13 protein-coding genes are annotated in these 13081 nt (G+C 70.6%); 7 read left to right on the forward strand and 6 right to left on the reverse strand.

All coding sequences use genetic code 11. The features are described from left to right. The 4 genes from BM228_RS18655 to BM228_RS18670 form a co-directional block, all read right to left on the reverse strand. Window positions 1-1178: methyl-accepting chemotaxis protein (locus BM228_RS18655; protein ID WP_139234121.1), on the reverse strand; the 1178-nt coding region annotated here is incomplete at its 3' end. 43 nt (window positions 1179-1221) lie between these two features. After that, window positions 1222-1782 (reverse strand): chemotaxis protein CheW, encoded by a 561-nt coding sequence (locus BM228_RS18660; RefSeq protein ID WP_092042975.1) that lies wholly within the window; start codon window positions 1780-1782, stop codon window positions 1222-1224. After that, window positions 1783-3267 (reverse strand): CheR family methyltransferase, encoded by a 1485-nt coding sequence (locus tag BM228_RS18665; RefSeq protein ID WP_092042980.1) that lies wholly within the window; start codon window positions 3265-3267, stop codon window positions 1783-1785. 7 nt (window positions 3268-3274) lie between these two features. After that, on the reverse strand, window positions 3275-3769 hold the full coding sequence (locus tag BM228_RS18670) for a chemotaxis protein CheW (RefSeq protein ID WP_092042981.1): 495 nt from the start codon (window positions 3767-3769) through the stop codon (window positions 3275-3277). Window positions 3770-3973: 204 nt separating this feature from the next. On the opposite strand from BM228_RS18670, the gene BM228_RS18675 reads away from it, so the two are divergent. From BM228_RS18675 to BM228_RS18705, 7 genes are all read left to right on the forward strand, one after another. Continuing rightward, window positions 3974-4225: a hypothetical protein gene (locus BM228_RS18675; RefSeq protein ID WP_092042983.1), complete on the forward strand. Its 252-nt coding sequence runs from the start codon at window positions 3974-3976 to the stop codon at window positions 4223-4225. A 552-nt stretch (window positions 4226-4777) separates the two neighbouring features. Next, entirely contained in the window at window positions 4778-5593 is an 816-nt protein-coding gene (locus tag BM228_RS18680) for a DeoR/GlpR family DNA-binding transcription regulator (RefSeq protein WP_092042985.1), read from the forward strand. Between the two features lie 85 nt (window positions 5594-5678). Then, complete coding sequence (gene glpD / locus BM228_RS18685) at window positions 5679-7211, forward strand: glycerol-3-phosphate dehydrogenase (RefSeq protein ID WP_092042986.1); 1533 nt, start codon at window positions 5679-5681, stop codon at window positions 7209-7211. A gap of 56 nt (window positions 7212-7267) precedes the next feature. Continuing rightward, on the forward strand, window positions 7268-8773 hold the full coding sequence (gene glpK, locus BM228_RS18690; protein ID WP_092042988.1) for a glycerol kinase GlpK: 1506 nt from the start codon (window positions 7268-7270) through the stop codon (window positions 8771-8773). 229 nt (window positions 8774-9002) lie between these two features. Next, on the forward strand, window positions 9003-9734 hold the full coding sequence (locus tag BM228_RS18695; RefSeq protein WP_092042989.1) for an MIP/aquaporin family protein: 732 nt from the start codon (window positions 9003-9005) through the stop codon (window positions 9732-9734). 128 nt (window positions 9735-9862) lie between these two features. After that, window positions 9863-10858, forward strand: a complete 996-nt coding sequence (gene lipA / locus BM228_RS18700; protein WP_092042991.1) for a lipoyl synthase — start codon at window positions 9863-9865, stop codon at window positions 10856-10858. Window positions 10859-10874: 16 nt separating this feature from the next. Continuing rightward, on the forward strand, window positions 10875-11330 hold the full coding sequence (locus BM228_RS18705) for a type II toxin-antitoxin system RatA family toxin (RefSeq protein ID WP_092042993.1): 456 nt from the start codon (window positions 10875-10877) through the stop codon (window positions 11328-11330). A 5-nt stretch (window positions 11331-11335) separates the two neighbouring features. Here BM228_RS18705 and BM228_RS18710 read toward each other — a convergent pair whose 3' ends face one another. Both BM228_RS18710 and BM228_RS18715 read right to left on the reverse strand, forming a co-directional pair. Continuing rightward, window positions 11336-12553 carry an FAD-dependent oxidoreductase gene (locus BM228_RS18710; RefSeq protein ID WP_092042994.1) on the reverse strand — a complete coding sequence of 406 codons (1218 nt, stop codon included), beginning with the start codon at window positions 12551-12553 and terminating at the stop codon, window positions 11336-11338. Window positions 12554-12571: 18 nt separating this feature from the next. After that, window positions 12572-13069: a CinA family protein gene (locus tag BM228_RS18715; RefSeq protein ID WP_092042996.1), complete on the reverse strand. Its 498-nt coding sequence runs from the start codon at window positions 13067-13069 to the stop codon at window positions 12572-12574. Window positions 13070-13081 lie beyond the last annotated feature (12 nt).

The following is a 13081-nucleotide window of genomic DNA, read 5'->3' on the forward strand; positions in this document are numbered from 1 at the left end:
GTCTCGATGATGTCGCCGATCGTCTGGGTCTTCTCCGACAGGCTGACGATGTTGCCGGCCACCGCCTCGGCCTGCTCGCGGATCGCGTCCATGGCCTTGGCGGTGTCGGAGACCGCACGCAGGCCCTGGCGGGAGGTCTGGGCGGTGGCCTGGGCGGTGGCGATGACCTCGGTGGCGCGCTTGCCGATCTGGGCGCCGGAATGGGTGATCTCGTCCACCGTGGCGGCGGTCTCCTGGACGGCGGCGAATTGCTCCTCGACGGAAGCCGCCTGCTGCTGGGCGGAGGCGCGGATCTCGGCGGCGGCGGCGTTGAGGTCGGCCGTGGCCGCCCGGTTGGTCCGGGCGAGGTCGGAGAGATTGTCGACCATGGCGTTGAGCGTCCGCCCGAGCCGGGCGATCTCGTCGCCGCCCTGCATGTCGAGTTTCCCCGAAAGGTCGCCGTCGCCGACCCGCTCGACGAAACCCATCACGGTCTCCAGCGGGCGCACCACCGCGCGGCGGATCATCCAGGTGACCAGCATCGCCAGCAGCACCGCGGCGGCGAGCGTCAGGTAGATCGACAGGCGCGAGCGCTCGTAGACCTCGTGGGCGGCGCGCTGCCCCAGGGCCATACTGCCGTCGAGCAGGGTGCGCAGATTGGTGATGCCGCCCAGGAACGGCGCCTGCAGGCGGCTGATCTCGTCGTTGCGTGCCTCGACGGCGGGAAGATCCTGCTTGGCGATGGCGGCAAACTGCGCCTCGCTCACGCTCCGGACCTCACGGAAGGAGCGCTGCACCTCGGCGGTCGCAGCAGCGATCCGGTCCCAGGCGGCGTTGCGCTCGGGGGTGATCGACTGCGTCCGGTATTGGCCGGCGAGCTGAGCCGTGGCGGCGAGGCCGCTCTCGACCTCGGCGGCGGTCCGGCGCCAGGCCGCGATATTGTCGTCGCTCCGCGCCGGCCGGCCTTGGGCCTGCGACAGCATCGCGATCACGGCGTTGCGGCGCAGGAGCCCGAGGTCGCGGGCTTGGTTCCCGAGGTCGTCGAGCTGGCGCAGCACCGCCATGTCGCGCCGGACGATGGCGTCGGTGGTGTCGCGCACCGATCCGATCTGCTCCAGCGCGTAGAAGCCCAGCGCCACGATCACCACCGTGATGGCGCCGAAGCCGAGGAGGATGCGTCTGCCGATCGAGAACGTCACGGTCGGGGCTGGCTCCGGTGGGGGGGCGCGTCGGAGGAGAGAGTTAGGGCAGGACGCGGCGCAGGAGGCGGGGAAGGTCGACGACGACGAAATCCGGCCGGCCGTCGCGGGCCGAAGCGGGGGCATAACCCGAAGCCGCGGCGTTGCCCAACCCGGCGGGGTCGGCCTCCGCATTCGTCCCTGCGGCGGAGGGTCCCGGGGCGGCGGCGATCCCCAGCACCCGGTCGACGGCGAGCGCCACCGGCTGCGGCTGGGCGGCGCGCAGCACGACGAGGTGGCCGGCGCCCGTCTCGGAGTCCGACGCCTCCGGCCGGCCCAGCGCCCGGGCCAGCCCGAGGATCCCGACGATCCGGCCCGAGAGGGCGATCAGGCCGAGCAGGGCCGGCACCGCTCCGGGCATCGGCGTGAACGGGCGCATCGGCAGCACCTGCGCCACCGCGGCGAGCGGGATCCCGTAGCGCTCGCTCCCGCAGGCGCAGACGAGATGGTCGACGCCCTCCGCCGTCTCCACGGCGGCCTGACGCCGGGCGAGGGCCGCGGCGCGCTCGGCCTTGAGATCCCGCGCGGACTTGAGATCCCGCGCAATCTTGGGGCGCGCGTCCATCTAGAAACTCCCGCTGCCTGGGCCGCGATACGGGCCGAGCCCGGCCCGGGCCGCCTCCGCCCCGGCGGCGACCTCGCCGGCCACCGCGCCGTCGCCCTCGCGCAGAGACGTCTCCGGCGGGAGGGCCCGGCTCAGCGCGACGGCGTTGTCGAGGGCGCGGGCCGCCTCCTCGCCCCGGCCCAGCGCCATCAGCAGCAGGCCGAGATGGTAATGGGCCATGACGAAGCCCCGGTCGAGATAGAGCGCCGCCCGGAAGGCCCGCTCGGCCTCGACGTCCCGACCGAGGGTGCGGGCGAGCAGCCCCTCGTAGAAGCGCAGCGCCGGATCGGTCGGGTCCCGCTCCAGGGCGCCGAGGAGCAGCCGCCAGGCGGCGCCGGTCTCGCCGGCATCGGCCAGGGCGCGGATCTGCGCGAGGTCGGCATGCGCCTCGTCCTCCTTCCAGTCGCGGCCTGCCGCGACGGGCGGCACGGGCGGGGGGAGGGTCGCGACGGCGGAGTCATCGGCAGCCCGCAACTCCTCCGGCTGCGGGACGTGCGGCGCCGGACAAGGCGGTTCGACCGCCAGGGGCACCGGCCACGGCAGGGGCGGCAGGACCACGTCGGCGAGCCGCCGGTAGGCCACGGTGCCGGGCAGGCTGACCGGATCGAGGAAGCCGGAAAAGGTCGGGTTCGGCTCGGCATGGCCGAGCAGCAGCCATCCGTCCGGCCGGAGGCGGCGGCCGAGGCCGCGCACCACCGCGGCCACCGTCTCGGCCTCGAAATAGATCAGCACGTTGCGGCATAGGATCAGGTCGAACCCCTCGCCGGGAGGCAGCTTCGGCTCGATCAGGCTCAGGAGGTTGCCACGCTCGAACCGCACCAGGGTGCGGAATTCCGGCCGCAGGGCGTAGCCGCCCTCCCGGCGGATGCCGGGGGCGGGGGGCAGGCGCGTGAAGTAGCGCCGCCGCTCCTCCGGCGGCATGGTCCTGAGCGCCCAGCGGCCGTACTCGGCGGCCCGGGCGGTGGCCAGGGCGTCCCCGCTGATATCGGTGCCGAGGATCGCGACCCGCCAGTCGGGCAGGGCATCGCCCAGGGCCTCGCGGACCAGGATCGCCAGGGAATAGGGCTCGGCCCCGGTGGAGCAGCCGGCACTCCAGATCCGCAGGGTCCGGTCGAGGCTGCGCGCCGCGATCAGCGCCGGCAGGATCGTCGTGCGCAGGGCCTGGAACTGCTCCGCGTAGCGAAAGAAGAAGGTCTCGCCGACGGTGATCTCGGCCTCGAGCTGGGCCCATTCCGCCTCGCCCTTGGACCGATCGGCCAGGAGGGCGGCGTAGGCGGCGCAATCGGCGACCGCATTGGCCCGGAAGCGCCGGCGCAGGCGCTCGATCAGCAACTCGTCCTTGTCGCTGTAATAGTGGTGACCGGTGCGCGCGATGATCCGCGCCTTCAGCGCGGCATAGGCCGGGTCGTCACCCGGATCGGGGCGGGACGGGACGAAGCGCGGCATCGCCGGATCACGCGGAGGCGGGCAGGGCGGCCAGGCGCTCGGCCGCGGCTTGAGTCAGCGCCGCGACCCGGGCCCGCTCCTGGGCGGTCAGCAGGCTCTCGGGGGCGAGCGCATGGACGAGCCGGTCGCCGATCACGAGCTCGGCGGCGACGCAGCCGTTGAGCGTGCCGTCCTGCTCGGCCGGCCGGATCGCGGAATCGGGCACTGTGACGAGGTCGGCGGCGCGATCGACCAGATAGGCGACCGCATCGTCCCGGGTGAGCACCAGATGCGCGTAGACGCCCGGTGCGGTGGCGGCCGGGCGCAGGCCGAGCAGCGGCGCCAGATCGATCACCGGGATCGGCGCGCCGCCGAGATTGAGGAAGCCGGCGAGCCAGCCGCCGGTGGCCGGGGGCGTGTGCAGGTCCGGCAGCGGCAGGATCTCGGAGATGGAGGCGCGGGGCAGGGCGCAGGGCGTGCCGGCGATGTCGAGGAGCAGATAGGCCGATCCGCTGCTGGCCAAAGCCGCCCCCTCCTGTACGCATCGCGGTCCAGCCGGGACAGGCCGCGCAATAGGCTGTCGGACCCCGGCACGCAATCATCCACCTCCGGATCGCGGGATCGGGGAACCAAGTCTCCTCTCAGCCGCTTATTTTCCGACGCAGCGGCCCTGCCCTAGACGACGGGCGACGCCTCGCCTGCGCCTGTCTTACGCCAGGAATCGATCATGAAGAAACTCCTGTTGGCCGCCGCGTCGCTGACGTTGCTCGCGGGCTCCGCCCTTGCCCAGGGCAACGCGCCCTACAACAATTCCGGCGCCCAGGCCGGCGGCCCCCGCGGCGGCATGGAGCGCGCCGGCGAAGCCGCCGCCATGGAGCGCGGCGCCGCAGCCCCGACCGAGCGTCCGATGATGCGCAAGCGCATGAAGCACAAGCGGATGATGAAGCACCACCGCCGGATGCGCCACCACCAGATGTGATCGGCCCGGGATCGCCGCACGCGGCCTCACCCGGACGATCAGGCCTGTCGCACCCGCGGCAGGCCTTTTTTATGGGGTTTTTCGGTCTCGGTTCGGATCCGGTCGCGGCGGCCCATGATGGTTGCACAACGCATTGTTCAGGGCGCGACGCGCTCTCCTCCCCCTTGCGGGGAGGAGTTGGAGGTGGGGGTGGTGCAGAAGGCACCGTGACCTTCGATCCTGCACCACCCCCACCCCTGCCCCCTCCCCGCAAGGGGAAGGGGAAAAGCGCGGTGCTTCAAACGCTTGCTACCGGAACGATGTGTGAATCCGCTAGCCCGCACGGGAGAGGGGACCTGCGCCACGTCGGCATTCTGTGAGTTGGGCAGCCAGCGCGGGTAAAGCCGCCTACCACCTCTCGCACGTCTAAGAATCCTGTCCTCAGCGCGAACCATCCGGTTGCCCGACCGCCCCGGCCGGTTCACTCTCTCGCGAAAGCCGCCACACCCGCAGGATGTTCGCAAACGAACATCCTCGTCCGTAAGGTGGCCCGAAAAAATGCCAGGAGGCTCGATGTCACGCCCGCTCGATCGGAGATCCGAGGACAGGGTCGAGGCCACCGGGGTCGAGGGGCGGCGCAGCGCCATCGTGGCGGCGGTGCGCCAGCGGGGCTTCGTCACCATCGAGGCCATGGCCGCGCAGTTCGGCGTCACCGTGCAGACGATCCGGCGGGACCTCAACGAGCTGAGCGCCGAGGGAAAGCTGGAGCGCTACCGGGGCGGCGGCGGTTTGCCGTCGAGCGTCGAGAACATCGATTATGCCGACCGCCGGGTGACCCTGCTGCCCGAAAAGACCCGGATCGCCCGGTTGGCGGCCAGCCGGATCCCGTCGCATTGCTCGGTCTTCGTCAATATCGGCACGACCCCCGAGGCGGTGGCCCGGGAATTGACCCGGCACGACGACCTCAGCGTCATCACCAACAACCTCAACGTGGCTTTGTCCCTCGCCGAGGCCACGGAATTCCACATCGTCGTGGCCGGCGGCACCGTGCGCAACCGCGACGGCGCGGTGCTCGGCCAGCTCACCTGCGACACGCTCAGCCAGTTCCGGGTGGACGTGGCGGTGATCGGCATCAGCGGCATCGATGCCGACGGCGCGCTGCTCGACTACGATTACGAGGAGGTGCGAGCGACGCAGACTATCCTGGCCCATGCCCGCAAGACCTTTCTGGTGGCCGACCACACCAAGTTCACCCGCCGCCCGATGGTGCAGGTCGGACGCCTGGACCAGATCGACACGTTTTTCACCGACCGGATGCCGCCGCCGGACTTCGTCGCCCTGATCGAGCGCCAGGGCGTCACCCTGGCGGTGGCCGACGACGAACCGTAACGAACATGCGTTTTTTCGCTTGCGAAAATCAGCGGGCGGCTCAATATGTCCTGAACCTGCCATCGAGGGTGGGAGAGGAGGAACAATGCCGGCTGCAACGCGCCAGCGCGAGCCGTCCGACGCCTACGATCTTCTGGTCATCGGCGGCGGCATCAACGGCACCGGAATCGCGCGCGACGCATCGGGCCGCGGCCTGTCGGTCCTGCTGGCCGAGCGCGGGGACCTGGCCGGCTTCACCTCCTCGTCCTCGACGAAGCTGATCCACGGCGGTCTGCGCTACCTCGAATATTACGAGTTCCGCCTGGTCCGGGAGGCCCTGGCCGAGCGCGAGCGGCTGCTGCGCCAGGCGCCCCACGTGATCTGGCCCCTGCGCTTCGTGCTGCCCCACGACGAGGGCCTGCGCCCGGCCTGGATGCTACGGCTCGGCCTGTTCCTGTACGACCACCTCGCCCGGCTGCGGACCCTGCCAGGCTCGAAGTCCGTGGATCTGCGCACCTCGCCCTACGGCACGCCCCTGCAGAAGCGGCTGACCAAGGGCTTCGTCTATTCGGACTGCTGGGTCGAGGACAGCCGCCTGGTGGTGCTCAACGCCATGGATGCCCGCGAGCGCGGCGCCACGGTGCTGACCCGCACCGGCGTGGTCTCGGCGCGGCGTGAAGGCGACGGCTGGGTCGCGACCCTGCGCGACGAGCGCACCGGGACCGAGCGGACGGTCCGGGCCAAGGCCGTGGTCAACGCTGCCGGCCCCTGGGTGAGCGCGACGCTGGGCGGCACGCTCGGCATCAACAGCCGCGCGGCGGTGCGCCTGATCAAGGGCAGCCACATCGTAGTCAAGCGCCTGTTCCCGGGGGACCAGGCCTACATCCTGCAGCAGCCCGACAAGCGGATCATCTTCGCGATCCCCTACGAGCGCGACTTCACGCTGATCGGCACCACCGACGTGCCCTATGACGGCGAGCCCGGGCCGGTCTCGATCTCCCCCGAGGAAACCGATTACCTCTGCGGCTGCATCAACCGCTCCTTCGACACCCGCATCACCCCGGCCGACGTGGTCTGGAGCTACTCCGGCGTGCGCCCGCTCTACGACGACGCGGCCGAGAACGCCTCCGCGGTGACCCGCGACTACGTCCTCGACGTGGAGGACCAGGGCGGCAAGGCGGCGGTGCTGTCGGTGTTCGGCGGCAAGATCACCACCTACCGGCGCTTAGCCGAGCACGCGATCGAGAAGCTCAAGCCGTTCTTCCCCGGCCTCAAGCCGGCCTGGACCGGCGAGGCGGTGCTGCCCGGCGGCGCCATGAAGGACGCCGATTTCGACTCTTTCCTCGCCAAGCTCCAGGCCGAGAAACCGTTTTTACCCGCCGAGACCGCCCGGCGCCTCGCCCGTGCCTATGGGACCAAGGCCCGCGAGATCGTCGGGACCGCGCGCTCCATGGCCGATCTCGGCGACATGTTCGACGGCGGCCTGACCGCGGCCGAGGTCGATTACCTGCGGGTCGAAGAATGGGCGGTCACCGCCGAGGACATCCTCTGGCGCCGCTCCAAGCTCGGCCTGCGCACCAGCCCCGAGAGCGCTTCGCGGCTTACCGCCTACCTCGACCGCAAGGCCGAGGCCGCATGATCCTGTCGAACCCGAGCCGGCGCGAGACCGGTCGGGTCTAACCAAGGGAGGGAACGATGAGCCGTTACGTCGGGGCCATCGACCAGGGCACCACGAGCAGCCGCTTCATGGTGTTCGATCGCGAGGGCAGCGTCATCGCGCTGGCCCAGGCCGAGCATGCGCAGATCTATCCGGCCCCCGGCCATGTCGAGCACGACGCCGCCGAGATCTGGACCAAGACGCAAAACGTGATGCGCGAGGCCCTCGACAAGGCGGGCCTCCAGCCCTCCGACCTTGCGGCCATCGGCATCACCAACCAGCGCGAGACCACGCTGATCTGGGACCGGCGCACCGGCAAGCCGCTGCACAACGCCCTGGTCTGGCAGGATACCCGCAACGACCGGCTGGTGTCCGAATTCGCCCGGGACGGCGGCCGCGACCGGTTCCGCGACCTCACCGGCCTGCCCCTAGCGAGCTACTTTTCCGGACTTAAGCTGCGCTGGCTGCTCGACCATGTCGAGGGCGCCCGCGAGCGGGTCGAGGCCGGCGACGTCCTATTCGGCAACATCGACACCTGGCTGGTCTGGAACCTCACCGGCGGCACCGAGGGCGGTCTCCACGTCACCGACGTGACCAATGCCAGCCGCACGCAGCTGATGTCGCTCAAGTCCCTCGAATGGGACGACGGCATGCTCACGACCTTCGGCATCCCGAAGGCGATGCTGCCGAAGATCGTCTCGTCGAGCGAGGTCTACGGCGAGACCAAGGCGCCGTTCGCCGGCGTGCCGATCGCCGGCATCCTGGGCGACCAGCAGGCGGCCTTGTTCGGGCAGACCTGCTTCAGTCCGGGCGAGGCCAAGAACACCTACGGCACCGGCTGCTTCGCGCTGATGAACACCGGCACCGAGCCGGTCCCGTCCAAGGCCGGCCTGGTCACGACCCTGGCCTACCGGCTCGACGGCGAGAAGCCGGCCTACGCCCTGGAGGGCTCCATCGCCATCACCGGCGCCCTGGTGCAGTGGCTGCGCGACAACCTCCACATGATCAAGGATTCGGCCGAGGTCGAGACGCTGGCCACCACCGTCGAGGACAATGGCGGCGTCTACTTCGTGCCGGCCTTCTCGGGCCTCTACGCGCCGCACTGGAACGAGGGCGCCCGCGGGCTGATCATCGGGCTCACCCGCTACGTCAACCGCGGCCACATCGCCCGCTCGGTGCTGGAGGCGACCGCCTTCCAGACCCACGAGGTGCTGGACGCGATGGCCAAGGATTCCGGGATTCCCGTCAAGGAGCTGCGCGCCGACGGCGGCATGGTCGCCAACAACACGCTGATGCAGTTCCAGGCCGACATGCTCGACGTGCCGGTGGTGCGCCCAAAAGTCTCCGAGACCACGGCGCTCGGAGCCGCCTACGCGGCCGGCCTCGCGGTGGGCTACTGGAAGGGCCTCGACGACCTCAAGCGCAACTGGGGCGTCGACAAGCGCTGGACCCCGAAGATGGATGCCGGCCAGCGCGAAAAGATCGCCGCCGCCTGGGGCCGCGCGGTGCAGCGCTCCTTCGACTGGAAGCTCGACGAGGATTGAGCAACCCGGTCGCGGGTTTCCAAAGGGCTCCAGCCCTTTGGCAGGGGTTCGGGGCAAGATTTCAAGGCTTGGCCCCTGAAAAGAGCAGGGCTCTGCCCTGCACCCGCAAAAGGTCCCGGACCTTTTGAAACCAAGATGTTCCGACCCTCGACCGGACCCTGAGGTCGAGGACGGCAAAACCTCAAAAAAGAACACGTTCGTAACAAACGAGACTTGGGGGAGCTACACCATGACATCGCCATTCCTGGGCGAATTCCTCGGCACGATGACGTTGATCGTGCTGGGAGACGGCGTCGTCGCCGGCGCCCTGCTCAAGCAATCCAAGGGCGAGAACGCCGGCTGGATCGCCATCACCGCCGGCTGGGCCTTCGCGGTGCTCGCCGGGATCTTCGTCGCCACCGCCACCGGCAGCCCGGACGCGCATCTCAACCCGGCCGTGACCGTGGCGGGCGCCGTCAGCGCCGGGGATTTTTCCAAGCTCGTGGTCTACATCCCGGCGCAGATGCTCGGCGCCTTCGTGGGCGCGGCGATCGTCTGGTTGCACTACCTGCCGCACTGGGCGGCCACCCCCGAGCAGGACCTGAAGCTCGCCTGCTTCTGCACCGGTCCGGCAATCCGCGACGCCAAGGCCAACTGGACCTCGGAGATCATCGCGACCTTCTTCCTGATCCTGACCATCTCGGCGCTGGTGACCAACACGCTCGGCGCCTCCGGGGCGATCCCGCGCGGGGTCGCGCCCTACATGGTCGGCATGCTGGTCTGGGGCATCGGCCTCTCGCTCGGCGGCACCACCGGTTACGCCATCAACCCCGCCCGCGACCTCGGGCCACGCCTCGCCCACGCCGTCCTGCCGATCGCCGGCAAGGGCTCCTCCGACTGGGGCTACGCGCTGATCCCGGTGGCCGGGCCCGTGATCGGGGCCGTGCTGGCGGGGCTGCTGGTGCGGGCGCTCGGGATCTGACGGAAACGCCGCATCCTCAACCGCCGCATGGCGTCCCGGCGTCGCGGCGGTTTGCGGCGCGACGCCGGGCGCCTTAAGTCAGTGCTGACTGACCGACCGCGCCCCTAGGCGCTTCCCCGCGGTGTGGCATGGCCATCGTCCTCGACATCCTGAAGAACGATCCGCGCTCCGCGCGCCTGCGCCACCCCGAGAAGGCGCACCGGCCGGACCAGCCGGTCCAGGCCAAGAAGCCGGACTGGATCCGGGTCAAGGCGCCGGGCTCCAAGGCCTGGACCGAGACCCAGAAGATCGTCCGCGAGCACGGCCTCGTCACGGTCTGCGAAGAGGCCGGCTGCCCCAATATCGGCGAGTGCTGGGAGAAGCGGCACGCCACCTTCATGATCATGGGCGACACCTGCACGCGGGCCTGCGCCTTCTGCAACGTCCGCACCGGCCTGCCGGACGCCCTGGATCAGCACGAGCCCGAGAAGATCGGCGACTCGGTGGCCAAGCTCGGCCTGCACCACGTCGTGATCACCTCGGTGGACCGGGACGACCTGAAGGATGGCGGCGCCCAGCATTTCGCCCGGACCATCGCGGCGATCCGCAAGGCGAGCCCCGGCACCACGGTGGAGATCCTCACCCCCGACTTCCTGCGCAAGGACGGCGCCCTGGAGGTCGTGGTCGCGGCCAAGCCCGACGTGTTCAACCACAATCTGGAGACGGTGCCGGCGAAGTACCTGACGGTGCGGCCCGGCGCCCGCTACTTCCATTCGGTGCGCCTGCTCCAGCGGGTGAAGGAGCTCGACCCGACGATCTTCACCAAATCCGGCATCATGGTCGGGCTCGGCGAGGAGCGGAACGAAGTGCTCCAGCTCATGGACGACCTGCGCTCCGCCGAGGTCGACTTCCTGACCATCGGCCAGTACCTGCAGCCGTCGAAGAAGCACCACGAGGTCGTGCGCTTCGTGCCCCCCGACGAGTTCAAGACCTACGAGACCACCGCCTACGCCAAGGGGTTCCTGCTGGTCTCGGCCACGCCGCTCACCCGCTCGTCGCACCATGCCGGCGAGGATTTTGCCAAGCTTCAGGCGGCCCGGCTCGCCAAGCACGCTGTCTCGCACGCCCCCGCCCTCTCGGCCTGAGTCCGTCGGAAAAGAAATGCCGTCCTTCCGGGTTACCCGCACGGTGCGGCATTCGCCGCAGCAGATGTACGATCTCGTGGCCGACGTGGAGCGCTATCCCGAGTTTCTGCCGCTCTGCGAATCCCTGCGGGTGATCCGTCGGCAGGAGATGCCGGAGGGCGGGCAGGTGCTGATCGCCGAGATGGGCGTCGGCTACAAGGCGATCCGCGAGCGCTTCACCACCCGGGTCAGCCTGGATCCGGCCAACCATAAGATCGTGGCCGAGTATATCGACGGCCCGTTCCGCCACCTCGAGAACCGGTGGTCGTTCAAGGAGGCACCGAACGGCGGCTGCAGCGTCGACTTCTTCATCACCTACGAGTTCAAGAGCCGGACGCTGGGCCTCCTGATGGGCACGATGTTCGACCGCGCCTTCCGCAAGTTCACCGACGCCTTCGAGGGCCGGGCGGACCGGATGTACGGCACCGCCTGAGCGGATCAGGACCTAGCCGGCGCAGCGACATGCTCCGGCCGCACACCCATCCCGATCATCCGGGCGGGCAGGGCCTGGAGCGACGGCAGCCGGTCGAGGAGCCGTAGGGCCAGCGGCGCCCGGAACGGCGCGTCGGCCTTGAGGGACGGGGCGATCACCCGGGCCTGGATCACCCGCTGCAGAATCTGGATCGCTCGGACCGGGAAGAGCCGCCGGGCCTGGACGCGGGCGAGATCGGCCTCGGTCACGCGCCCCGCCCGCAGGGGCTCGGCCAGGATGTTGGCCGCCGCCACCGCGTCCTGGATCGCCAGGTTGATGCCGACCCCGCCCACCGGCGACATGGCGTGGGCGGCATCGCCGATGCAGAGCAGGCCGGGGCGGTGCCAGCGCGCCAGCCGGTCCACGGTCACGGTCAGGAGCTTGACCGAATCCCAGTCGGCGATGGCCTCAGTGCGGTCGGCCAGGAAGGGCGCGATCTCGGCGACCGCCGCCCGGAAGGCCGGCAGCCCCTTGGCGCGCAGGGCCGCGTCGCCGCCCTTCGGGACCACGTAGGCGCATTGCCAGGTGTCGCCCCGGTCCAGGGTGATCAGGATGCGCCCGGGCCCGAACCGGCCGGCCGCCGCCTCCGGGTCGCCGTCGCGGCGCGGCAGGCGGAACCACAGCACGTCGATCGGCGCCCCGAAGGCCCGCGGCGCGAAGCCGGCACGCGCGCGCATCAGCGAATGGCGCCCGTCCGCGCAGAGCACGAGGTCGGCCCGGATCTCCACCGGCCCGTCCGGCCCCTCGGCCCGCACGCCCGTGACCCGGCCTTCGGCCTCGATGAGATCGCGGGCCTCGGTGCGGCGGATCAGCCGGAACCCCGGATAGCGCACGGCCTCACCGGCCAAAAAGTCCAGAAAATCCCATTGCGGCATGAAGGACAGGAAGCGGTTGCGGGTCGGCAGCCGGCTGAAATCGGCGACCCGGTAGCTCCGGCCGTTCACGACCCCCGAAAAGGTCTCGACGCGCCGCTGGGGCAGGGCGCGGAAGCGCTCGGCGAGGCCGAGCTCATCCATCAGGTCGAGGGTGGAGGGGTGGATCGTGTCACCGCGGAAGTCCCGCAGGAAATCCGCGTGCTTCTCCAGCACCGTGACGGCGATCCCGGCCCGGGCGAAGAGCAGGCCGGCCATCATCCCGGCGGGGCCGCCGCCGACGATGCAGAGCTGGGTCTTCAGAGCGTCCATCGAGCCCTCCCTAGCTGATCAGTCGGCGAGCGCCCCTTCGAGCAGGCCGAGCGCGTCCGCCACGGCGGCACGGCGGATCGCGCCGCGGCCGAGATCGCCATAGCGCCGCTCCAGGTGGCGGCGTCCGCCCTCGCGCTGGGCCAGCCCGAAATGCACCAGCCCGACCGGCTTGTCGGCGCTGCCGCCGCCGGGGCCGGCGATGCCGGTGATCGCCACCGCGACCGCGGCGCGCGAGGCCGCCAGCGCCCCGGAGGCCATGGCCCGGGCCACGTCCTCGCTGACGGCGCCGTGCCGGCGGATCAGGTCCATCGGCACCCCGATCGCCTCCACCTTGGCCTCGTTCGAGTAGGTGACGTAACCGCGCTCGACCACCGCTGAAGAGCCCGGCACGGCGGTGAGCAGCCCCGCCACCAGGCCGCCGGTACAGGATTCGGCCGTGACGAGCGTGCGCCCGGCCTTGGCATAGGCCGCGACCAGCGCCTCGGCGCGTTCGAGAAGCTCCGTGTCGTCGATCATCGCGCGAGGCTC

It is taken from the genome of Methylobacterium pseudosasicola (genome assembly GCF_900114535.1).
GTDB classification, from domain to species: domain Bacteria; phylum Pseudomonadota; class Alphaproteobacteria; order Rhizobiales; family Beijerinckiaceae; genus Methylobacterium; species Methylobacterium pseudosasicola.

Excerpts from the sequence above, each read along its gene's own strand:
- BM228_RS18660 (WP_092042975.1), bottom strand. The coding sequence starts at position 1,782 with ATGGACGCGCGCCCCAAGATTGCGCGGGATCTCAAGTCCGCGCGGGAT.
- BM228_RS18665 (WP_092042980.1), bottom strand. The coding sequence starts at position 3,267 with ATGCCGCGCTTCGTCCCGTCCCGCCCCGATCCGGGTGACGACCCGGCC.
- BM228_RS18675 (WP_092042983.1), top strand. The coding sequence starts at position 3,974 with ATGAAGAAACTCCTGTTGGCCGCCGCGTCGCTGACGTTGCTCGCGGGC.
- BM228_RS18680 (WP_092042985.1), top strand. The coding sequence starts at position 4,778 with ATGTCACGCCCGCTCGATCGGAGATCCGAGGACAGGGTCGAGGCCACC.
- glpD (WP_092042986.1), top strand. The coding sequence starts at position 5,679 with ATGCCGGCTGCAACGCGCCAGCGCGAGCCGTCCGACGCCTACGATCTT.
- glpK (WP_092042988.1), top strand. The coding sequence starts at position 7,268 with ATGAGCCGTTACGTCGGGGCCATCGACCAGGGCACCACGAGCAGCCGC.
- BM228_RS18695 (WP_092042989.1), top strand. The coding sequence starts at position 9,003 with ATGACATCGCCATTCCTGGGCGAATTCCTCGGCACGATGACGTTGATC.
- lipA (WP_092042991.1), top strand. The coding sequence starts at position 9,863 with ATGGCCATCGTCCTCGACATCCTGAAGAACGATCCGCGCTCCGCGCGC.
- BM228_RS18705 (WP_092042993.1), top strand. The coding sequence starts at position 10,875 with ATGCCGTCCTTCCGGGTTACCCGCACGGTGCGGCATTCGCCGCAGCAG.
- BM228_RS18710 (WP_092042994.1), bottom strand. The coding sequence starts at position 12,553 with ATGGACGCTCTGAAGACCCAGCTCTGCATCGTCGGCGGCGGCCCCGCC.
- BM228_RS18715 (WP_092042996.1), bottom strand. The coding sequence starts at position 13,069 with ATGATCGACGACACGGAGCTTCTCGAACGCGCCGAGGCGCTGGTCGCG.